21 protein-coding genes and 1 tRNA gene are annotated in these 19853 nt (G+C 58.2%); 6 read left to right on the top strand and 16 right to left on the bottom strand.

All coding sequences use genetic code 11. The annotated features are described in order from the left end of the window. Position 1: 1 nt before the first annotated feature. Together PspCFBP13508_RS03005 and PspCFBP13508_RS03000 are read right to left on the bottom strand one after the other, a co-directional pair. Positions 2 to 1027: an aromatic ring-hydroxylating dioxygenase subunit alpha gene (locus PspCFBP13508_RS03005; RefSeq protein ID WP_137213605.1), complete on the bottom strand. Its 1026-nt coding sequence runs from the start codon at positions 1025 to 1027 to the stop codon at positions 2 to 4. Between the two features lie 75 nt (positions 1028 to 1102). After that, positions 1103 to 2125: an ABC transporter substrate-binding protein gene (locus PspCFBP13508_RS03000; RefSeq protein WP_137213604.1), complete on the bottom strand. Its 1023-nt coding sequence runs from the start codon at positions 2123 to 2125 to the stop codon at positions 1103 to 1105. A gap of 667 nt (positions 2126 to 2792) precedes the next feature. Here PspCFBP13508_RS03000 and PspCFBP13508_RS02995 point away from each other — a divergent pair. Beyond that, entirely contained in the window at positions 2793 to 3614 is an 822-nt protein-coding gene (locus PspCFBP13508_RS02995; RefSeq protein WP_137213603.1) for an outer membrane protein OmpK, read from the top strand. Between the two features lie 81 nt (positions 3615 to 3695). Here PspCFBP13508_RS02995 and PspCFBP13508_RS02990 read toward each other — a convergent pair whose 3' ends face one another. The 9 genes from PspCFBP13508_RS02990 to PspCFBP13508_RS02950 form a co-directional block, all read right to left on the bottom strand. Next, the gene (locus PspCFBP13508_RS02990; RefSeq protein ID WP_137213602.1) at positions 3696 to 4325 is read right to left on the bottom strand and encodes an isochorismatase family cysteine hydrolase; all 630 of its coding nucleotides are present in this window, start codon (positions 4323 to 4325) and stop codon (positions 3696 to 3698) included. A 74-nt stretch (positions 4326 to 4399) separates the two neighbouring features. Then, entirely contained in the window at positions 4400 to 5056 is a 657-nt protein-coding gene (locus PspCFBP13508_RS02985; protein ID WP_137213601.1) for a DsbA family oxidoreductase, read from the bottom strand. Next, positions 5053 to 5268, bottom strand: coding sequence for a 4-oxalocrotonate tautomerase family protein (locus tag PspCFBP13508_RS02980; protein WP_016774741.1), 216 nt, complete (start codon positions 5266 to 5268; stop codon positions 5053 to 5055). The genes PspCFBP13508_RS02985 and PspCFBP13508_RS02980 overlap by 4 nt, the downstream gene beginning before the upstream one ends. Before the next feature lie 204 nt (positions 5269 to 5472). Further along, positions 5473 to 5940: a hypothetical protein gene (locus tag PspCFBP13508_RS02975; RefSeq protein ID WP_137213600.1), complete on the bottom strand. Its 468-nt coding sequence runs from the start codon at positions 5938 to 5940 to the stop codon at positions 5473 to 5475. A gap of 252 nt (positions 5941 to 6192) precedes the next feature. Continuing rightward, on the bottom strand, positions 6193 to 6984 hold the full coding sequence (locus PspCFBP13508_RS02970; protein WP_137213599.1) for a putative DNA-binding domain-containing protein: 792 nt from the start codon (positions 6982 to 6984) through the stop codon (positions 6193 to 6195). Beyond that, positions 6977 to 7861 (bottom strand): DUF692 domain-containing protein, encoded by an 885-nt coding sequence (locus PspCFBP13508_RS02965; protein ID WP_137213598.1) that lies wholly within the window; start codon positions 7859 to 7861, stop codon positions 6977 to 6979. The genes PspCFBP13508_RS02970 and PspCFBP13508_RS02965 overlap by 8 nt, the downstream gene beginning before the upstream one ends. 113 nt (positions 7862 to 7974) lie before the next feature. Continuing rightward, a complete protein-coding gene (locus PspCFBP13508_RS02960; protein ID WP_137213597.1) occupies positions 7975 to 8394 on the bottom strand; it encodes an organic hydroperoxide resistance protein in 420 nt (139 codons plus the stop codon). A 61-nt stretch (positions 8395 to 8455) separates the two neighbouring features. Next, positions 8456 to 8971, bottom strand: coding sequence for a DoxX family protein (locus PspCFBP13508_RS02955; RefSeq protein WP_137213596.1), 516 nt, complete (start codon positions 8969 to 8971; stop codon positions 8456 to 8458). Positions 8972 to 9348: 377 nt separating this feature from the next. After that, entirely contained in the window at positions 9349 to 10410 is a 1062-nt protein-coding gene (locus PspCFBP13508_RS02950; protein WP_137213595.1) for an SDR family oxidoreductase, read from the bottom strand. 104 nt (positions 10411 to 10514) lie between these two features. On the opposite strand from PspCFBP13508_RS02950, the gene PspCFBP13508_RS02945 reads away from it, so the two are divergent. From PspCFBP13508_RS02945 to PspCFBP13508_RS02930, 4 genes are all read left to right on the top strand, one after another. Next, entirely contained in the window at positions 10515 to 11147 is a 633-nt protein-coding gene (locus PspCFBP13508_RS02945) for a dTMP kinase (RefSeq protein WP_137213594.1), read from the top strand. A 108-nt stretch (positions 11148 to 11255) separates the two neighbouring features. Continuing rightward, a complete protein-coding gene (locus PspCFBP13508_RS02940) occupies positions 11256 to 11645 on the top strand; it encodes a low affinity iron permease family protein (protein WP_137213593.1) in 390 nt (129 codons plus the stop codon). Between the two features lie 83 nt (positions 11646 to 11728). Further along, a tRNA-Lys gene (locus PspCFBP13508_RS02935) sits at positions 11729 to 11803 on the top strand. 25 nt (positions 11804 to 11828) lie between these two features. Continuing rightward, the gene (locus tag PspCFBP13508_RS02930) at positions 11829 to 12287 is read left to right on the top strand and encodes a hypothetical protein (protein WP_137213592.1); all 459 of its coding nucleotides are present in this window, start codon (positions 11829 to 11831) and stop codon (positions 12285 to 12287) included. 414 nt (positions 12288 to 12701) lie between these two features. On the opposite strand, the gene PspCFBP13508_RS02925 is transcribed toward PspCFBP13508_RS02930, so the two are convergent. The 5 genes from PspCFBP13508_RS02925 to PspCFBP13508_RS02905 all read right to left on the bottom strand — a co-directional run bounded on the left by PspCFBP13508_RS02925 (position 12702) and on the right by PspCFBP13508_RS02905 (position 18229). Beyond that, positions 12702 to 13217 (bottom strand): cupin domain-containing protein, encoded by a 516-nt coding sequence (locus tag PspCFBP13508_RS02925; protein WP_130910178.1) that lies wholly within the window; start codon positions 13215 to 13217, stop codon positions 12702 to 12704. A 104-nt stretch (positions 13218 to 13321) separates the two neighbouring features. After that, positions 13322 to 15724, bottom strand: coding sequence for a TonB-dependent receptor (locus PspCFBP13508_RS02920; protein WP_137213591.1), 2403 nt, complete (start codon positions 15722 to 15724; stop codon positions 13322 to 13324). Between the two features lie 67 nt (positions 15725 to 15791). Beyond that, entirely contained in the window at positions 15792 to 16742 is a 951-nt protein-coding gene (locus PspCFBP13508_RS02915) for a FecR family protein (RefSeq protein WP_137213590.1), read from the bottom strand. Further along, positions 16742 to 17251 carry a sigma-70 family RNA polymerase sigma factor gene (locus tag PspCFBP13508_RS02910; RefSeq protein WP_137213589.1) on the bottom strand — a complete coding sequence of 170 codons (510 nt, stop codon included), beginning with the start codon at positions 17249 to 17251 and terminating at the stop codon, positions 16742 to 16744. The genes PspCFBP13508_RS02915 and PspCFBP13508_RS02910 overlap by 1 nt, the downstream gene beginning before the upstream one ends. Before the next feature lie 81 nt (positions 17252 to 17332). Continuing rightward, positions 17333 to 18229 (bottom strand): helix-turn-helix domain-containing protein, encoded by an 897-nt coding sequence (locus PspCFBP13508_RS02905; protein ID WP_137213588.1) that lies wholly within the window; start codon positions 18227 to 18229, stop codon positions 17333 to 17335. 162 nt (positions 18230 to 18391) lie between these two features. On the opposite strand from PspCFBP13508_RS02905, the gene PspCFBP13508_RS02900 reads away from it, so the two are divergent. Beyond that, positions 18392 to 19750, top strand: coding sequence for a glutamine synthetase family protein (locus PspCFBP13508_RS02900; protein ID WP_016774729.1), 1359 nt, complete (start codon positions 18392 to 18394; stop codon positions 19748 to 19750). Positions 19751 to 19853 lie beyond the last annotated feature (103 nt).

The following is a 19853-nucleotide window of genomic DNA, read 5'->3' as shown; positions in this document are numbered from 1 at the left end:
TTCAATGGCTGAGGAACACTTCACTTTCACCGTGAGCTTCGAGCAGGCCCAGCAATTGCCGGCGAATCACCAGGCCAGGCTTGTCCGACGGCATGTGCAGTTCCACTCGCCGGCGAGTATCGACACAGGCGTCGTAATCGGTGGCTTCGAGGATGTCGCGGTCTTCGGCGGTGATCGCTGCGTCCCAGTCGATCAGTTCCTGGGTCGAGCATTGCTCTTCGCTGTCATTGCGATACAACCACTGGACCAGCATCAGGCGCCCGTCTTCCATGGGCGTCGCGCAGTTGTAGATGATGTGGTGGATGCCGCTGTCCGGGTACATGCAGCCAAAGCGCCGGGAGAAGGGCAGGTAATAGCGGTTGATCAGGTGGCGCTGGGTGATCGGCTCCCGGGTGCCGGTGATGCGATAGCTTTCCTCAGGATTGCGGATCGGCACCCGGGTCTCCGCCTCGAAACCATAGTCGGTTTCGCGAAACTCGTAGCCGGCCGGCGCGGGCTGGTCGAAAAGGCCGAAGTTGGCTTTGTGGACGAAGGAAAAATGCGAGTTGTCAAAGGAGTTTTCCATGACCCGCAGCGGACTGGTTTTCCACTCTTCATAAAACTGGAAGATGCGCCGGTAGCCCGGGGCGCCATCCTCGGGAAACTCAGGGATTGGTTGCAGAGGATCGTCGAGGGCGACCCAGGCGTAGCCGTATTTTTCCTGGCAGTGAAAGGCCTGGACCGAGGCGCCCGGCGGAATCATGCCAGCGGGGTTTTGCGGGATCTTCACGCAGGTGCCGGTGCAGTCGTATTCCCAGCCGTGATAGCCGCAGGCGATGTTGCCGTCCTCGCTGATAAAACCTTTCGAGAGCTTGGCGGTGCGGTGGCAGCAACGGTCGCGCATGGCCACCGGGGTGCCGTCGGGGCGCTTCCACAGTACCAGCGCCTCGCCGAGTAAAGTGAAGGGCTGCGGACCGGCATCCAGCGAGGTCATGGGCAGCAGGGCATACCAGAAACGGCGCAATACAGGTTGTTTGGTGACCAACATAACAAGTGTCCTCACGGTATTCGTTCAGCCGGCTCTTGGGCTCGGGCTCTGGGTTCAGCAGTCTTGCAATCAGGCTCAGCGGCTGGCGGACTGTTCGGCGCCAGGCAGTACCTTCAAGTCCTCGACGAAGCGCGTGGTGTAGGCCTTCTGCCAAGGCGCATCGGCACCGAGCAGGCCGGCGTCGACCATGAAATTGCGGGTGGCCTGCCAGCGCGCATCGCTCATCACGCCGATGCCTTGAGTGGCGGCATCACCGCCGGTGACCAGGCGATATTGCTTGAGCGTCGACAAGCCCCAGGCGAGCAATTCATCGCTCATGTTCGGGTTATCAGCCTTGATCAGGTGGTTGGCGCTCGGGTTGTCGAGGTAGCGCTTCCAGCCCTCCATCGAGGCGCGAACGAAGCGCTGGACTCGCTCAGGATGCTGATCGATGACGTCCTGGCGAGTGGCCAGCGTCGAGCCGTAGGGCGGGTAACCGGCGTCGGCAAACAGGAAGAAGTTGGCTTTCTCCCCGGCCTTCAACGCCTGGAACAACTCGGAGCTGGCATAGGCCTGCTGCGTGGTGTTGGCGTTCGCGAGGAAGGGTTGCAGGTTGAAGGTGTAGGGGCGGGCTTGGCTGTCCTTGAGCTGATATTTTTCCTTGAGCCAAGGCCACCAGGTTTGCTGGCCGGAGGTGGAAACCAGCACCTGCTTGTTCTGCAAGTCATCCAGGCCGCTCACATCGGCATGGGTCAGCAGACCCTGAGGATCACCTTGAAAGGGCGCGGCCACGGCCACCACCGGCAGGCCTTGCTCCACACTTTTGAGAATCTGCAAGTCGTAGTTGACGATAAAATCGGCCTGCTTGTTGAGCAGCAGCTGCATGCCATTGACCTGCGGCCCACCCATGCGGATGGTCACGTCCAGGCCTTCTTTTTTATACAGTCCGTCCGCCAGGGCCTGGTAGAAACCGCCCTGTTCAGCTTGGGCATACCAGGAAGTGAGCAGCACCACCTTGTCATTGGCCAACGCCAGTGGAGACGCGATCAGGGCGGCGGGCACAAGCGCCATGGCCAGTAGCGAGCGAAGCGGTTGACCCAAGGCAAAGCGAATTTTCATGATGTGTTCTCCACAACGATTCGAAAACCGCCGCGCGCCAATCGGCACGCCAGCGAGGGACCGATTGGAGAGAACAAGGGAGGAGAGAGGGCGCGTATGCGTAGTTACACGGCTGACACATCTCTCTTGCCCGGGGCGCTGGCGCCGCGTTCAAGCATCCAATCGGACGTACGCCCCACAGGGAAGGGCGCAAGAGCAATGCCCGGTGCCATTGCTGGCACTGACCGCTTCTACTCAAAAGTAGTCGTAGCCAAAAGTGTGCCAAGCCGTCGCAGGCCCGCCCTCACGGGATCCGGCGGGCGAGGCAATCAGCAGGAGGTGGGCACGCGAATCGCAACGGTGCGAATCCAGGTGAGCGCGCCTCAATCTGGTGCGCAGCCGATGGCTGTAAAGTATTCAGTTTTACGCGCGGATTGTGCTGAATGAGGGTTGAGGATTGTATTCGCTCAGTTGGCACAACCCCTGCTTAGTCCGGAATCGAGTAGAAGCGGTCAGCACAGAGGGCTCTCAACAGAACCCGAGGTGCAGGGCATTGCTCTGGCGGCATTACGCCGCGCACCCGGCAAGGGTCGCCCCTCGTTGATTTGAGGGCCAGAGCAGCTGCTTGATCCGCAGCTCGGGCGTGCCTTGCCGGTGATATCCGCTAATCACCTGACAAGGGCAGCCCATGAAAGCATCGCGTATTCCATTACTTGCACCTTCACAGCTGCGTCGCAGCCTGGCGCCGCTGTTAGCTCTGGCCAGCGCCGGCGCCGAAGCCGGCCCTTTGTTGTGGAACGACAACAGCTTGAGCTACCTCTACGGCCAGCATTTCAAAGTCGACGGCACTGGCGACGATACTCAGCAAACGCTGAGCTTCGAACACGCCAGCGGCTGGACGTGGGGCGATATCTTCATGTTCGTCGACAACAAATGGTCCAGCGGACTCTCGGGTGCCGACGGCCATTCCTATTACGGTGAATTCTCCCCACGGCTGTCGCTGGGCAAAATCAGTGACCGCTCCCTGAGCTATGGCATCGTCAAGGACGTCCTCATCGCCGCCACCTACGAGCGCGGTGAAAACCGCAATCGCAAATACCTGCTGGGTCCCGCTGTCGACCTCGTGCTTCCAGGCTTCGATCGCTTTTCCCTGAATACCTACTACCGCAAACCCGACGGCATTACCGGTAAGGCCTCAGGTCAATGGCAGATCAACCCGACCTGGTCCATGACCCTCCCGGTGGGTCGCTCCGACATTCTTTTCGACGGCTATCTGGAGTGGTACGTCAACGACGTCGGCAACAAAGGCACCTCCAACTATGTGGCCAGGAGCTTTCACTTCAACCCACAAGTCAAATACGACGTGGGCAAGGCGCTGGGGCAACAGCAAAAACGTTTTTATGCGGGACTTGAGTGGGATTACTGGTCGAATAAATACGGGATTGAAGACACAAGCGGATTCCCTACCGACCAGAACGCGTTGAGTCTCTTGCTCAAGGTGCATTTTTGACGGGGGCCGATCGCCAATTGCAGAAAGCGGCCTTGACGCACCTCCTCGGCAAACGGGCGAAACCGGTGGGGTTCATCGCCATTACACCTGCGCTGCCAGCGCCTCAATCAATTCCTGGGTGGTGACAATTGAGTGAGCGAAAGTCGGCCCGTTCAACTCGTGGGCGGCGTGCATCATTTCCGCGCGGAAAGCGGCGGTCGCATCGCGCACCAGCGTGACGTGGTAGCCCAATTCCGAGGCGTAGCGGGCGGTCGCTTCGATGCAGGTGTTGGCGAGCAGGCCGACGATGATGACGTGGGTGATGCCTTTCTGCTTCAGGCGAAAATCAAGGTCGGTATTGGCAAAGCCGCTGGCGCCCCAATGTTCCTGCACGACAATGTCGCCGTCCTTCGGTGCGAAATCGGGATGCCATTCGCCGCCCCATTCACCGCGTGCGAAGTGGTGCATGTGCATGATTTTGCACTGGGTGGGTGTTGGATGATCCCAGCCTTCGTAGTCGCCATGTTCCCAGCGGTGGTGCGGCACGATGACCACCGGAATGTTCTGCGCTCGTACAGCGCCATCGAGGGCTCGCAGGTTGTCGAGCAGCCCGACCTGTTCGGCAATCGGCTTGATCAAGGGGAAGACCTTGCCGTTTTCCGAGAGAAAATCGTTGTACGGATCGACCAGCAGATAAGCGGTGCGGTTCAGCGGATAAGAGGCGTTCGACATGACGATGTACTCCACGCAAGTTGAGTGACCGATGCGGTGGGCTTGCCCGTGCATCGTGCTGATCAATAGCTTTGTCAGGCTGTGGCGGACTCGCGGGCCACTTGCCTGAGGATTTGTTCGTATTCCGTGACTGAGAGCGATCCGGACACCAACTGACGACCGTTCAGCACCATGGCCGGGACCGAGTTGATCCCGCGTTCAAGGTAGAAACCTTCAAGTTCACGGACTTCGATAGCGAACGCCTCGCTAGTCAAAATCTTGCGGGCGCGGGTGGTTGAAAGTCCCGCTTCACCGGCCAGGCGCACCAGTGTTTCGTGGTCGCTGGGGTTCTCGCCATTGGTGAAATAAGCCTCGATCAGGATTTTCTTCAGCACGACCTGGCGGCCTTCCTGCACGGCCCAGAGCAGAAGGCGATGGGCATCGAAGGTGTTGTAGAAATGGCTGCGCTTTTCCAGGTTGAACTGAAAGCCGATGGCCTTGCCACGCGCGATGATCATTTCATTGCGCGAGGCGACTTCTTCGGCGCTGCGCCCGTATTTGCGCATCATGTGCTTGATGGCGTGCTCGCCCTCGGCCGGCATGTCCGGGTTCAGTTCGAAGGGCTTGAAGGTCAGCTCCACGGCAACCTCGCCGGCAACGTTCGCGATGGCTTGTTCCAGCGCCGTGGCGCCGAGTGCGCACCAGGGGCACACGACATCCGACACAAAGTCGATACTGACGGGGAACGTCATTTCTTCGACTCCGTCAATTGTTGGCGGTACTCGGTGGTGGTAATTCCGGCATAGCCCCAGTTGTCGGTGTCGACCTCTTCAATAACGATATGGGTGAGATGCGGGTCCTTGTTGAGGACGGTTTGCATGGTTTTGGTGATCTCGGCGATGACTTGGGATTTCTGTTCTTTGGTAACGCCGTCGCGAGTGATACGAACGCTGATGAAAGGCATGGGATAAGTCTCCTGTGGGCGCCCCATCGATATGAAAAGGGGAGCAGTGGGATGGACTTTAGAGTGTTGCGTTCAGGGGATAAATCAGGGGCGGAGAACATCACTTATAACGCGGTGTAATCAATACAACTGGGGGCTTTGCAGAAGGTAAATCGCCCTCCCTGGCTGCAGGCGCGGGGAGGGCGAATGCTACGGCGGGAGGAATCAGTTCTGCGCTTTGCTCATGCGGGTAAATAGCTCGGTGGGTACTTTCTTGCCGTTGGAAATGTACTGGTTGGTTCTGAACTTGTAGACCTCACCTTCCGAAAGAAAACCATCGTGGTTGGTGTCCATCGCTTTGAATTCTTCACCGCCCTGAGGTGCCACGGTCAGCAGTTCTTTTTGAGAAACAAGGCCATCGTGGTCGGTGTCTGTGCGAGCGAAAGAGTCGTCCCCACACTTGCCTTCACCGCACTTGCCCTCGGCAGTAGCGGACTTGTCGCTGGCTTCGCTGGCGCCGCATTTGCCTTCGCCACACTTGCCCTCGCCGGTTTTATCGGCCGATGCCAGTTGGTAGCCTTGGGGCAATGGCTCAACAGCAAAAGCCGCAGACGATGCCAGGCTCATGCCACCGGCTAAAGCAATTGCGGCCAGGCCAAGACTGGTTTTGTTCGACATTGGTTTACGGTACATAGTGCTTCTCCAGATGCTTTGCGCGGCCAGGCCGCGGTTCTTGCCACAGGGCGGATAGACCCTCAAGGAAGTTCGAGGCGAAAGGCACAAGCGTCTTCCACTTCGATACAGCGTCCTTGTTCGGGTAGGCCTATTTAGCGGGAGTCATGTATCGGCGATGTATCGGCGAGCGGAGCATTTGTAAGCCAATCCCAAGACTTAGCGTTTGGGTACATAGAGATACAAAAACTGACCTCAGCCTTTGCGCGTCATTCAGGACAACAGCTTTAAAACGGGTGTCGCTGCTATCCCGACGACAGCTTGCTCATGCAGCTGGCGCAGCAGCACCAGTGCGTCAGCGACGAAGCCGGTCACGTCTGAAGCACCAGCCTCCGCAGCCAAAGCGTGCAACTGCGCTCGACCATCCATGTCAGGGAACTGCTCGATCCGCTGCAACAAACGGAACGCGAGAGGGCTGACCTGGGAGAATTGCACTTGGCCACTCGGCACACGGCTGATCAGCAGCAACGTTGGTTGTTCTGGCGGTTCAGAAGGCAGATGACCTGGCCCGAGACGATGTACGGCCCAGGTGTAAGCCAGCGGCCAGACGAGTGGTGAAAGCCTGAGGGGACGATCGAGTAACTGTTCTGCATCACTAGCCTTTAACGGCGCAGCGTCCAACTGTTGCAGCGCCATTTCCACCCACTCGTAATGGGCCAATTCTGGCAAGAACGGGTACCAGGGGTGTTCGTGATCAGGCGAGTCCTCCAGGCTCGCTACGAATTCTACAAACTCACGAGCAATTTCTCCGAAGCGTGGCGTTTGCGCGCGGTAGTCACGCAAAAAACGTCGTACCAGTGCACGCCAACCGGCATCACCCAGCACGGCAACCAGCACCGGAAACGTTCCACCCAGCAACCCCAACAGATTGTTCAACACCAGGTTGAGATAGACCTGCGCTCTTGCAGGATTCATCTGCGCAGGCGGCGCATAACTGTCCGGGTCACGCAGGTACCGGGTCAGCGCGAGCTGCTGACTGGGCAAACTTGAAGGGGAGTCAGCCATCGACGGTCACCCGCACCAAAGCAATGGCGTCGCGTTGCAAGCGCCTGATGGTGTTCAGCTCAGCCACCAGTTCGTCGTAGGACGGAAAGTTGAAATCGCGCTCCAGTAGGGTTGGCTTCACGCCAAAGAGGCCATAAGCCTGGCCCAGCAATGACCAGACTACCGGTTTGACCGAGGCGCCATGGGTGTCGATGATCAGGTCATCAGCTTCGTCGTAATGGCCAGCCACATGCATGGCGACTACGCGTTCTGGTTCCAGGCCGGCGAGGAAAACCGCTGGATCGAAGCGGTGGTTCACTGAGTTGACGTACACATTGTTAACGTCGAGCAACAGGTCGCAATCCGCCTCGCGGAGCACTGCATTGGTGAACGTGAGTTCGTCCATGTCCTGATGAGCAGCGGCGTAGTAGGAGACGTTTTCTACAGCAAGACGACGACCGAGAATGTCCTGTGCACGGCGGATGCGCGCAGCAACGTGATGAACGGCCTCCTCAGTGAATGGCAATGGCAGCAGGTCGTATAAATGGCCATCGTCACTGCAGTAACTCAGGTGTTCGCTATAGAACGGCACGTTGAAGCGATCAAGAAACCCGCGGACTTGCTCAAGAAAAGATTCGTCCAGCGGCGCACTGCCACCCAGCGACAGTGACAGACCATGGCATGACAGCGGGTAGCGTTCAGCCAGCAACTGCAAGGCCTCACCATGAGCGCCGCCGATGCCGATCCAGTTCTCTGGAGCAACCTCTAGAAAATCGAAATCCCCGACTGGAGCGTCACGGAGCGTGTTAAGCAGCGCACGGCGCAATCCCAGCCCGACGGTCCCCTCAAGGGGGATCTGTGGATCTAAATGCGTTGATGATGAAGTGTTCGTTTGCATGAGCTCAATACTCCGATTCGACGTCTGAAACGCCCGATCCACGCCACCTCCACGGTCACCTTTGGCAGCCGGGTGGGCGTTGATCGGGCGGTTGAAACCCGCCACGGTTCTGCTCAAACGAGGTTGATCACTACGTTGATGTTGTTCCGCGTCGCTTTGGAGTACGGGCAAGTCTGGTGTGCGGTTTCGATCAGGTCTTGAGCGACTTCTCGATCAAGCCCGGGAAGGTAGACATTGAGGCGAGCCTGGAGGAAATAAGCGCCATCGGTTGTGCCTAGATCGACTTCGGCGTCGACAGCAAGGTCACCCGGGAGGGTGACTTTCAGCTTGCTCGCCGCAAGCCCCATCGCGCCGATAAAACAAGCCGACCAACCTGCGGCGAACAATTGCTCTGGGTTGGTACCGGCGCCAGAAGTGCCAGGCGATGACAGCTTTATATCCAGTCGGCCGTCGTCACTGAGGGCGGTGCCATTGCGACCACCCGAAGAGGTATGGACTTTGCCGGTGTACAGCACTTTATCAATATGGGTCATGGTGAAACTCCTGATTAACTAGCGGGGGTTGAGAGCGATAACCTCGGTGACGCGATAACACTCAGCGTGCATTCAAACGCTTGAGATACCGACCGATGAATGCATCCAGGCTCAGCTTGCCGGCGCCTGTGAATACCAGTGGCAGAAGTGCGACGAGATAGATCAACGGCAGCTTGAAATTGCCGTAGCCTTTGTTGCTGATGGAGTACCCCATAGCCAGTTCGCTCAACGTCGACCACTCTGCTGGCCAGTGAACTGCGGCAGTTGCCACGACGGTGACCACTATGAGGATCAGTGCCGAGAGGCGTGTTCCCAGGCCTACAAGCAAAGCAATGGAACAGAGCAGTTCTGCCCACATGGATAACTGCCAATTGAACGTAGCCGGCAGCTGATTGAAGGGAAAAGGAAAGGCCCCTTGAATGCTTGGGAACCAGTTCTCACCGTTCCACTTTTCCCATCCCGCTTCAAAAAACTCCCAGGCCAGAAAAACGCGCAGGCTCAAAGGGGCGATCCAGTCCCCAGCGCGATCGAGATTAAGTTGCAGCCGATTCAAGACCGATAACGCGTTTGTTTGCATTGGTTTAATCCTCCGACTCGTCGTCAAGAAAGTGGAAGCCGTTCAGGTGCTTCCAATGACAGGTGTCAGGCACAGGAGCACTGCGCTGGCCGTGAGCGCAGTTCATCGTGCTGGTGTATCTCGCTTGTGTCTGAGGGGGCGGGAAGATCAATGTTGTGTAACGTGTTTGCGTCCGTACACACTTGGATACAGAGCAGTGCCTGTCGAGGGCGCTATTTTGGAGTTGGGATATACGATCGGCTGCGTTCTGCCGGTGAATGGCGGGAGGATTTCACAGGGCGAATGAACGTCGCAGATGAGGGGGAGGGGCGAGGCGTGGAAAGTACTGTTGGATAAGGTGGGCACGCCAGATGCCCACCTTATCTGTCTGGAACCGCCTAAGGTATCAAGCGCATCTCCCGCAGCCTGTCGAACACGTCGAAAAATGCCTGATCGCTCGCCTGATAGGCAGTGAAGCCCATCAGGCGGCTTTTCGACATATCCGTGACCACTTCGATGGGGCGACCAAGGTCGGCATCGGTATGCCATGGAGAAATCAGGCGATCGATATCGGATTCTTTCAAACCGTGCTCCGCGACTATTTGCGTCCAAACGGCTTGATCGTCTGCCATCTGCTTTTCAAGGGGTGAGGCTGAAGCGGGATAATCGGCAGCATGCAGGTCGAAGTATTCGGCAATTCGGCTCCACATCCATTTCCAGCGGAATACATCGCCATTAGTGACGTTGAACGCCTGGTTGGCCGCAGCCGGAGTGGTGGCCGCCCACAGTTGTTGTTTCGCCAACTGCCGCGCATCGGTCATGTCGGTGAGGCTGTCCCACTGCACCTTGGATCCGGGAAACACAAAGGGGCGATTGGTGTGTTTGCAAATCGAGGCATAGACGGCGAGGGTGGTTGCCATGTTCATCGCATTGCCCACGGCCACCCCGGTGACGGTATGCGGGCGATGCACGCTCCAGGTGAAGCCGTCCTTTTCAGCTGCGGCGAAGAGTTCGTCTTCCTGTGCGTAATAGAAATTCTCGACATCGAGACGACCCTGTTCTTCGCGAAACGGCGTCTGCGGCAGACTGCCCTTACCGTAGGCTTCGAACGGGCCGAGGTAGTGTTTCAGGCCGGTAACCAGTGCTACGTGTTTGACGCTTTTGGCTGGGCGAATGGTGGCGAGGACGTTGCGCACCATGGCTGCATTGACGCGAATGTTTTCGGCCTCCGTGGCTTGCCGCGACCATGTGGTAATGAACACATGCGTGGGTTTCACATCCCTTAGCGCATGTTCCAGAGAAGCAGGATCCTGAAGGTCTGCCGCGACAGGAATCACGCCGTGCGCTTGCGATGGATGTCTCGACAGCGCGGCAACGTGCCACTGGTTGTCGATGAGTAACTGGGTGATGGCGCTGCCGACAATGCCGCTGGCGCCCACGACTAGAGCTGTCTGGGTCATAGGTTTCTCCTAGATTTGAGTTTGGGAGTCCTGCTGAGCAGCAGAGGTTCAACCTGAAAATCCGTTAGAGTGCGCGCTACTCCCCGTTAAAGCCTGTGAGAAAAATGACTCGTCCGCTGTTTGTCGCTCTGGATGGCCCCAAAGGCGTCGGCAAAACCTCGCTATTGGAGGCCATCACTGAAGTCCTGAGGGCAAACAACCAGAAAGTCATCCGACTGTGCGAGAAAAAAAGCGACCCGTTCAGGGGCGAGACAATGCATCTGGTGAATCGACTCGTCCGACATCCCGACCGGAATCTGGAACTGGAAGTTTGCCAACGCCTGGCTGATAGCCGCAGTTGGATTTCCCAGCACGTGCTGACCAAACAACCCGCCGACAGCATCATCCTCATCGATCGCTGGTACCCGTCCGATGCCGCGTTTCGCCGGATAGTCCCGTTTGCTGAAATCCTGCAATTGAACATTGACCGCAACGTACAGGTGCCAGACCTGCATGTCGGGGTGGTTACAGCGGCGGACATTTCGTGGGAGAGGGCGGGGGCACGACGGCGGGGCTTGAGCAGTACTGTACTTCGCGGTCTGGAGGAGCATGTCGCTTGTACTGAGGCGTTTGAGGTGGCCGCTGCCGATCAGGGTTGGTTTTTGTGTCGGAATGAGGGAACGATCGAGGAGGCGACGGGGCGGGTGGTAGGGGAGATTAATCGGGTGGTAAGCCGCCGGTGTAGCTTCTCGAGCTGACGCTTGAACACTCAGGTGAATCTGCGGCACCGACGAGCGGCGCAAATATGACAAAGTATTTCACGATCGAGCGAGGTCAAGTGGATAGGTTTATTCAGAGGTTTCAAGATGAAATTTGCACGCTTTTGCCAGGCACTTTCCAACTGGGCAGGTAGCCCGAAGACCTTTTTGACAGCGATCGTTCTGATCGTCGCCTGGGCTGGAACAGGGCCGTACTTTCACTACAACGACACTTGGCAACTCATCATCAATACCTCGACCACGATCATTACGTTCCTGATGGTGTTCCTCATTCAAAACACCCAGAACCGCGACAACGACATTCTGCATCTGAAGATCGATGAGCTGATCCGAGCCACCAATGAAGCGCAGAACGCCACGCTGGGTCTGGAGAAGATGGAGGCGCGCGAGCTGAGGAAGCTCCGTGATCGATATCGCGCATTGGGTGAGTCGAGTGAGATTGATGTCGAGCCGATCCACGATGATGGGGCTCGCTAGAATCTCGGCTGTGCAATATTCACAAGCGGCAATATTTCCGATCTTCACAATCGTTCAGCGCTCGTGGACAATCCGCGCTCTGTTCCGGGGTAGTTCAGCGGTAGAACACTCGGCTCTTAACCGGGTGGGCGCTGGTTCGAATCCAGCCCCCGGACCCACAACATCGCAGGCTCGGAAGGACTCATGCCCAAGGACGATAGGGAATCGAATGCTAATGCCGGCATAGGTGCCGGCTATGCAGCTTTTCAACTGTCTCGAGCACTCGCTGCACCGGGCCTCGACAATAACGGACAGACGAGCAAGCGCATCGAGCGCTGGCGCAATGTAATCGAGCACATATTGCAGGGATCGGCGTCGTATGGCTCACGGACTCCATTCGCGGATGTGCCTGAGTGGGTCACGCTGGAAGTCGTCACTGGAGGTTTCGCCACTGGGCAGTTCTTGGCCGGCGGTGCACTGACCGAGTACGAGCGACAGCTGGCTGTTGCAGCATCGCCTGGCTTCGATGGCCGAGGAATGCTTCAGATGGATATGCATGCGCCAGCAGATGAAGTTGAAGTTTTATCACTCCAGCCTGGTGATGATCAAAAATACGGCGTACGCGTGGCGGCAGATGGTGTTTTATCTAGCGATGCTCGATGAGGCAGAAATGCAATTTGCGCTTGAACGCATCGAAGCTCATTTCGCGATTCAGCCTCGTGCATTTCGTGAAAGGTTCCTGCCGGCGATTAGAGGATTGCGAGTAGCGGCTTCTGGCGCACCGTTGACCGGGGCTCGCCAAGCAAGCGAAGGTGCTCGGGTTTTTCTCGGATGGACTACCGAGAGACATTGGTTGTTGAAGCTGCAAACGAACGGCGTTGCTTAGACTGAGAGGTTAGGAGTGGTGGATCTGATATCTAAAGCCTGAGACCATTCGCATACACGATTTAACATAATATACATTACACGTAACAAGGTATTACAAGGTCAGCGTGGTTGCCCGGGAGATTTGAATCTGCGTTGGCCGCTTCAAAACCAGCTTTCCCTACAAACCGCATTCTTCCCAATCTACAGCCCTCATCCATCATCACGCGTCAGCTTTTCAATCAGCGCTCCGTGCTGTGGAAACTGTGCCGTGAGTTTTGCGCGATTACCGATTTCCATGTCTGCGAAATCAAACCCAGGCGAAACCGCTTCGCTGATCAAGCCAAAGCCATTTGAGCCTTCCAGTAATCGAGAGGCTTTCCAAATTCCACCCGGTACGTGCAACTGCAGTTGCTGACCAGCCAAAACATCGCTGCCCATCACCAGCGTTTGCAATGAGCCGTCGGCGTGGATCAGGTTGTATTCGATGGCGTCGCCCAACTGAAAATAATGCAGGATGTCGGACTGGTTGAAATGAAACTGGCCCGCCGGCGATTGCTCAGTGAGCAGATAGTAGATCGAGGTCAGCAGATAACGCGGGCCTTGCTGCGTTTCGAGGCAGGCACGGTGATCGGCTTGATAGGTTCTGCGGTAATAACCGCCCTCGACATGAGGCTGTAGATTCAGCGCAGCAATCACATCAAATGCGTTCGGCTTGCGCTGAATCATGGTTTTCTCCGTTATCGGTAATGATTTTTTGTTAGCTCAACTAAACGGTCATTTAGTGTAGTTAACGTATTATCGACGAAGATCGATGCAATCACCCTACTATCCTAGAAATCCACGGTCGCCGAAAGCAGATACGTTCTCGGCGTAGAAAGCGTCAATCCCGGCTCACTGTCATCCGATGCACCCGCCGAGCTCCAATAGCGTTTATCCAACACATTCTCGACATTGGCCCGCAAGGTAATGGTCTTCTCGTCCAGCTTGAAAGCATAGCGTGTGCCTACGTAGAGCCGTTCCCATGAGTCGATTTCCTTGTCGTTCGACTGGTCCAGATACTGCGAACTTGAGTAAATACCGCGACTGGTCAAGGTCAAACCCTGCACCATGGGCACGTCCCACTCCGCACCAAGGTTGACGTTGTATTTCGGCGTCGCCGGTGCGCGGTTGCCGTCGAATGTGCCGTTGGTGGTGTGGGTCAGTTCGCTGTCGATGTACATCAAACCGCCGAGCAATCGGAACCCCTTGAGCGGTTCGCCGAATACACTGAGTTCCACGCCATTGTTCTCGCGCTTGCCGTTCGGCCCGAAGACTCGCGTAACGGCGTTGGTCTCATACGCTGGTTGCTTGATACGGAACACCGCTGCCGTCAGCGCGTATGCGCCGGCGTCGTACTTGGCACCGACTTCAACTTGGCGGCTGATGAATGGCGGGAAGATTTCGTCTTCGTTGATAGATGTCGATGGCGCGATCTTGCCTTGGCTGAGGCCTTCCATGTAGTTGGCGTACAGCGAGAGTTTGTCCGTCGCCTTGAACAGGATCCCGCCCGATGGCGAGACTTTTTCCTCATCGTAAGCCGTGTCGCCCTTGATGCCGTCGCTCCAGTCATCAACTTTGACTCGCTGCCAGCGCGCCCCCAAAGTCAGCAACAGACGATCGTCGAAGAAGCCAAGCGTGTCGGACAGCGCCACGCCGCTGAAGCGGTTCTCGGTGTAGACCTTGGCGTCATTGCGGGTCGGCGTGCCGGGCCTGGGGATTTCCACCGGGTCGTAGAGGTTGCTGCGCCCGGCCGCGTAACGGGCGCCGCCGTTTTCGAAGTCCATATAAAAGTAGTTGGCCGCCAGATTGACTTCATGGCTGACCGGCCCGGTGTGGAACCAGTTGCGCACCCCAGCGGTAGCCGTGCGGACGTTCTCGTCGCGAGTGAAGTCGCGCGGCTGGACGCTGAAATCACCGGCATCGTTGGTCACCGAAACCGCATGGCGCAAAAAGTCATGATTGCTTTTGCGTGCGCCGACGCCGCCATACAGCATGACCGAGTCGCTGACATCGAGCTCGCCGTTGACCGTGCCGAAAGTGTCTTTGGTGCGCGCCCGGCTCCAGGGTTGCGCATAGTTATCGCGCACATCATTGGCGTTCGGCACCTTGGCATTGGCCGCGACTTGTACGCGTTCCTGCGGTGCGTCGGTGTCGCGTTCGGTGTGGCCGATATCGGTGGAAAGTCGCAAGCGTTCACCACGGAAATCCAGACCAAGGACCGCCATGTCGCGATCGACACTTTGATGATCCCATTCGGTATCACCGGACTGTTTAACCCCGTTGAAGCGCAGACCGAATTGGTTTTCGTCACCAAAACGCCGTCCGACATCCACCGCGCCGCCGACCTGGTTGTTCGAGGCGTAATTGGCCGTCAGCGAGGTAATCGGCTTGTCAGCCGCGCGTTTCGGCACGACGTTGATCCCCCCTCCTACACTGCCCCGTGGCGAAATCCCGTTGATCAATTGGCTCGGGCCTTTGAGGATGTCGACGCGATCGGCCATTTCCATGTCGATGGTGTAAGTCGGCAACACACCGTAGAGGCCGTTGTAGGCAACATCACTGTTGAACAGGCTGAAACCACGGATGGTGAATTGCTCGTAGCGGCCACCGGCCGGGTTGGTTGCGCGTACCGAAGGGTCGCTGCCGATCAGGTCGCCGAGGGTGCGCGCCTGTTGGTTTTTCACCGTTTCGCTGGTGTAGGTGGTCATGCTGAACGGGGTTTCCATGAAATCCTTGGAGCCCAACAGCCCTTGCGAGCCACGCCGCGCAACCTGACCGCCAGCAAACACGTCGGCATCCGCTGAACCGCTCGCGCCGAGAATCGATGTCGGTGCCAGTTGCAAGGTGCTGCCTTGCGCTGCGGGCACTAGCGTATAAGCCTGATCACCGACCGGTTGCAGCTGCAAACCGGAGCCCAGCAACAACCGACTAAACCCCTCCTCCACACCGAATTCGCCGGACAACCCACTGCTGTTGCGGCCGCTGACCAGCGCCGGATCCACCGAAAGATTGACTCCAGCGAGACCGGCGAACCGCGTCAGCGCCGCACTCAGGCTACCGGCCGGCACCTGATAACTGCGGCGGCTGCCGTCGTCGGCCCAGCTCGATTGGATCAACACGGGGCTGGCACTCAGGCTCAGCAACAGACTCAACTGCAACAACGGACGCAAACGACCTGGAAATACTGCGGGCATTGGAAGAAGCTCTCGATTTTGTTCACTTGCCTGGAATGACCAGCGAGGCGAAAAAAAGGGACAGGCTTCAGCCAGTTTTTTCTGCGCGCGGTACCAGTGACACCCAAAATCGCGTTCGCGTATGCACATCGACGGGCAAACTGGCTGCCAGCAGTGCCAGCACTTGATCGGTATCGTCGAGGCGGAAACTGCCGGTGATACGCAGTGATTCCAGCGCCGGATCCCAACGCAGCACGCCCGAGCGGTAGCGACTCAGCTCGCGGAGGAAATCACCCAGCGCCTGGTTTTGCGCCATCAACACGCCGTCGCGCCAGCCGGGCATCAACGCATCGAATGCCGTCACCGCCCCCACGCCCGAAGCTTGCAGACTGACTTGCTGACCCTGCTGCAATACCAGCGCCGGGCCGTGCAGTGGCTGCAATTGCACCGAACCACGCAATACGCAGACCTGGCAATCGCGCGCATTGAGGCGCACCGAGATGTCGCTGTGACTGACGATCATTCGCCCATAAGGCGCGTTGACGATAAAGGCTGAATCGCCCGCCACGTTGAGCGCCATTTCGCCACGAATCAGTGTCAGCTGACGTGCAGGCAGATCGACATTCACCGCGCTGTCGGTGTTGAGTTGCAATGAAGAATCCTGGGCCAACTGCACTTTGCGCCGCTCGCCAGTGCTGGTGTGCAAATCGGAGCGCCAGACCTCCAGCGGCAGCTCCCGACTGATCAACCACGCCGCCGGCACCAGCGCCGCCACGCCCAAGGCACGCTTGAGTGCCGCGCGCCGCGCCGGATCCGGCCGATCCAGCGTGGCCATGGCCAGTGTCGGCGGCAAACCTGCGAAACGCTGGCGAAGCTGTTGGATTTTCTGCCAAGCGTTTTCGTGGCGACTGTCACTGGCGCGCCAATACTGCAATCGGGCGTGATCTTCATCACTGGCGCCGCCGGATTCGAGCAAGGCCAGCCATTGCGCTGCGGCCCGTGCCACTTCACGTGTTTCCTCGCTCGGGGCAACGCGCATCACAGCTCCACCAGCAAGCAATGCTCGTACGCCTGGGCCATGTAGCGTTTCACCGTGCGTTCAGAAACCTGCAACCGCTCGGCAATCTCGCGGTAACCCAAGCCCTCAAGCTGACTCCAGAGAAATGCCCGTCGCACCGCACGTGGTAAGCCATCGAGCAATTCATCCAGCGCCTGCAAGGTTTCCAGCAGCAACCAGCGCTGTTCCGGCGACGGCGCGCACACTTCCGGCATTTGCGCCAAGGCGTCGAGGTAGGCTTTTTCCAGATGGCGTCGCGTGTAGAAATTGCTCAGCAGGCGTTTGCCGACGGTGAGCAGATACGCGCGCGGCTCGCGCAATTCGGCCAGTGGCGGCGCGTTGCACAGGACGCGCAGAAAGGTGTCCTGACTGAGGTCCGCCGCATCCCACGCATTGCCCATGCGCCGGCGCAGCCAGGTTTCCAGCCAGCCGCGGTGCTCGCGATACAACTGCTGCAGGCTCTGCTCCGACGGTGACGTGGCTTCAAACATCTCAAGAGACCCTGCGCGAAGGTAGATTCAAATGAGACTGATTCTATTTAACTTCTCGAAGGACACAAAGCCTTTTTCTGCTCAGCGCTTGAGCGTTTCGCTCGGCAGCTCCTTGAACAGCGCGCGGTAACTGCTGGAAAAGCGTCCCAGATGCCAAAACGACCAGCGCATCGCCACTTCGGCAACGGTGGTTTCCGTGGGCTTGCGCTTGAGCAATTCACGGTGCGCACTGTTCAGCCGCCTCAGCCGTAACCAGTGGCTCGGGGTCATGCCGGTGTAGGCCTTGAACGCCTGCTGCAACTGGCGCAGCGGCACACCGGCGACGTCGGATAGTTCGAGCAGATTGACCGTGTCTTCCGGCGAATCTGCCGCCCACTCCCCCACTCGTTTCATGATTTGGCGTTCGTCGTGGCGCCGCTGCAATCCACCGCGATCGAGACGAGTTTGAGCGTTGTCGAGGATGAACAGACAGTCCTCGAGCAGTTGCCGAGTCAGGCGATCTTTATCAAGTGGATCAGCAGCTTGCGACAACTTCGTGAGAATCGAGCTTAACCAGCCGCTGAACAAAGCGTTCTGTCCGCAGTTCAGCGGCGCCATGAACAACCCTTCGAGCTTGGCCACTTGCAGGCCGTGCTCGCGGACAAAATCCGCCCCGAACACCACGGCGATTTCCCGATAGTTTTCCGGGGTGATCCAGATGTTTCGGCTCTCTTCATTGAGCAGGTACAGCGCGTTGTCGCTGCGATCGAAACAGAACGCCAGAGCACCGGATGGCGCACTGAAATTCTGCTCGACCCGGGTGTTCATCTGTTCTTCGTAGACCTCGACGCCCTGCAGATCCAGATAACGAATCTGCCCGGCGAAATGCCCCGGCGACATCTGCTGGTAATGCTGGACCCAACCCGGTGTGGCGCGGATTTGCTCGGCCACGTCGGCGGTATTGAACGCTTGTACCTGGAGCGGATTGCACGTTGTCATGGGGTGACCTTGCGCACTCTTTTGGTGCGCTTTGGTGCTGCTGAAAGTGGATAGATGGAATCGCAAGCCGCGCCCAAGATAGTCGTCAACGCGCCACAGGGGAAGGGGCGGAAGATGAAACCCGCCCTCCCCGGCGTCTACAAAACCAATAACGAGGTCTTTATGAACGCCCCTTTCGATCAGCTGTTCACCTGGCTGAAAGATCACAAGATTACCGAAGTCGAATGTGTGGTCAGCGACCTGACCGGCATCGCCCGCGGCAAGATTGCACCGACCAACAAATTCCTGCATGAGCGCGGCATGCGCCTGCCGGAGAGCGTGCTGCTGCAAACGGTAACCGGGGATTTTGTCGACGACGACATCTACTACGACCTGCTCGACCCGGCCGACATCGACATGGTCTGCAAACCGGTTTCCGACGCCGTGTATGTCATCCCGTGGGCCATCGAGCCGACCGCCATCGTCATCCACGACACCTTCGACAAGTTCGGCAACCCGATCGAACTGTCGCCGCGCAACGTGCTGAAGAAAGTTCTGCAGCTCTACACCGACAAGGGCTGGAAGCCGATTGTCGCGCCGGAAATGGAGTTCTACCTGACCCAGCGCTGTGAAGATCCGGACCTGCCGCTCAAGGCACCGCTGGGCCGTTCGGGCCGTGCGGAAAGCGGCCGCCAGTCATTCTCGATCGATGCCGCCAACGAATTCGATCCGCTGTTCGAAGACGTCTACGACTGGTGCGAACTGCAAGGCCTGGACCTCGACACGCTGATCCACGAAGACGGCCCGGCGCAGATGGAAATCAACTTCCGCCACGGCGATGCGCTGGATCTGGCTGACCAGATCACCGTGTTCAAACGCACCCTGCGCGAAGCGGCGCTCAAGCACAACGTCACCGCGACGTTCATGGCCAAGCCGATCGGCGACGAGCCGGGCAGCGCCATGCACCTGCACCAGAGCGTGGTCGAGATCGCGACGGGCCAGCCGATCTTTGCCGACGCCGAGGGCAACATGAGCGAGCTGTTCCGTCATCACATCGGTGGCCTCCAAAAGTACATCCCGAAAGTCCTGCCGATGTTCGCGCCCAACGTCAATTCGTTCCGCCGCTTCCTGCCGGACACTTCGGCGCCGGTCAACGTCGAATGGGGCGAAGAGAACCGCACGGTCGGCCTGCGAGTGCCGACTTCGGGGCCTGAATCGATGCGCGTGGAAAACCGCTTGCCCGGCGCCGACGCCAACCCGTATCTGGCGATTGCCGCAAGCCTGCTGTGCGGCTACATCGGCATGGTCGAGAAGATCGAGCCGAGCGCGGCGGTCGAAGGCCGGGCCTACGAGCGCCGCAATCTGCGCCTGCCGATCACCATCGAAGAAGCCCTGACGCAGATGGAAGAGTGCCCGAAAGTGGCCGAATACCTGGGTAGCAAATTCGTCCGCGGTTACGTCGCGGTCAAACGCGCCGAGCATGAAAACTTCAAGCGCGTGATCAGCTCGTGGGAGCGTGAGTTCCTGCTGCTCAGCGTCTGACCGCGCTGCTGTCCCTGTGGGAGCGAGCCTGCTCGCGAAGACGTCGGCACACTCACCATAGATGTCGACTGAAACACCGCTTTCGCGAGCAGGCTCGCTCCCA

This window comes from Pseudomonas sp. CFBP13508 (assembly GCF_005233515.1).
Taxonomy (GTDB): Bacteria; Pseudomonadota; Gammaproteobacteria; order Pseudomonadales; family Pseudomonadaceae; genus Aquipseudomonas; species Aquipseudomonas mercuritolerans.
This window is presented reverse-complemented; position numbering and strand designations above follow the sequence as displayed.

Bases quoted from the DNA above. Each gene is read 5' to 3' on its own strand.
- PspCFBP13508_RS03005 (WP_137213605.1), bottom strand. From the start codon at position 1,027: ATGTTGGTCACCAAACAACCTGTATTGCGCCGTTTCTGGTATGCCCTG.
- PspCFBP13508_RS03000 (WP_137213604.1), bottom strand. From the start codon at position 2,125: ATGAAAATTCGCTTTGCCTTGGGTCAACCGCTTCGCTCGCTACTGGCC.
- PspCFBP13508_RS02995 (WP_137213603.1), top strand. From the start codon at position 2,793: ATGAAAGCATCGCGTATTCCATTACTTGCACCTTCACAGCTGCGTCGC.
- PspCFBP13508_RS02990 (WP_137213602.1), bottom strand. From the start codon at position 4,325: ATGTCGAACGCCTCTTATCCGCTGAACCGCACCGCTTATCTGCTGGTC.
- PspCFBP13508_RS02985 (WP_137213601.1), bottom strand. From the start codon at position 5,056: ATGACGTTCCCCGTCAGTATCGACTTTGTGTCGGATGTCGTGTGCCCC.
- PspCFBP13508_RS02980 (WP_016774741.1), bottom strand. From the start codon at position 5,268: ATGCCTTTCATCAGCGTTCGTATCACTCGCGACGGCGTTACCAAAGAA.
- PspCFBP13508_RS02975 (WP_137213600.1), bottom strand. From the start codon at position 5,940: ATGTACCGTAAACCAATGTCGAACAAAACCAGTCTTGGCCTGGCCGCA.
- PspCFBP13508_RS02970 (WP_137213599.1), bottom strand. From the start codon at position 6,984: ATGGCTGACTCCCCTTCAAGTTTGCCCAGTCAGCAGCTCGCGCTGACC.
- PspCFBP13508_RS02965 (WP_137213598.1), bottom strand. From the start codon at position 7,861: ATGCAAACGAACACTTCATCATCAACGCATTTAGATCCACAGATCCCC.
- PspCFBP13508_RS02960 (WP_137213597.1), bottom strand. From the start codon at position 8,394: ATGACCCATATTGATAAAGTGCTGTACACCGGCAAAGTCCATACCTCT.
- PspCFBP13508_RS02955 (WP_137213596.1), bottom strand. From the start codon at position 8,971: ATGCAAACAAACGCGTTATCGGTCTTGAATCGGCTGCAACTTAATCTC.
- PspCFBP13508_RS02950 (WP_137213595.1), bottom strand. From the start codon at position 10,410: ATGACCCAGACAGCTCTAGTCGTGGGCGCCAGCGGCATTGTCGGCAGC.
- PspCFBP13508_RS02945 (WP_137213594.1), top strand. From the start codon at position 10,515: ATGACTCGTCCGCTGTTTGTCGCTCTGGATGGCCCCAAAGGCGTCGGC.
- PspCFBP13508_RS02940 (WP_137213593.1), top strand. From the start codon at position 11,256: ATGAAATTTGCACGCTTTTGCCAGGCACTTTCCAACTGGGCAGGTAGC.
- PspCFBP13508_RS02930 (WP_137213592.1), top strand. From the start codon at position 11,829: ATGCCCAAGGACGATAGGGAATCGAATGCTAATGCCGGCATAGGTGCC.
- PspCFBP13508_RS02925 (WP_130910178.1), bottom strand. From the start codon at position 13,217: ATGATTCAGCGCAAGCCGAACGCATTTGATGTGATTGCTGCGCTGAAT.
- PspCFBP13508_RS02920 (WP_137213591.1), bottom strand. From the start codon at position 15,724: ATGCCCGCAGTATTTCCAGGTCGTTTGCGTCCGTTGTTGCAGTTGAGT.
- PspCFBP13508_RS02915 (WP_137213590.1), bottom strand. From the start codon at position 16,742: ATGCGCGTTGCCCCGAGCGAGGAAACACGTGAAGTGGCACGGGCCGCA.
- PspCFBP13508_RS02910 (WP_137213589.1), bottom strand. From the start codon at position 17,251: ATGTTTGAAGCCACGTCACCGTCGGAGCAGAGCCTGCAGCAGTTGTAT.
- PspCFBP13508_RS02905 (WP_137213588.1), bottom strand. From the start codon at position 18,229: ATGACAACGTGCAATCCGCTCCAGGTACAAGCGTTCAATACCGCCGAC.
- PspCFBP13508_RS02900 (WP_016774729.1), top strand. From the start codon at position 18,392: ATGAACGCCCCTTTCGATCAGCTGTTCACCTGGCTGAAAGATCACAAG.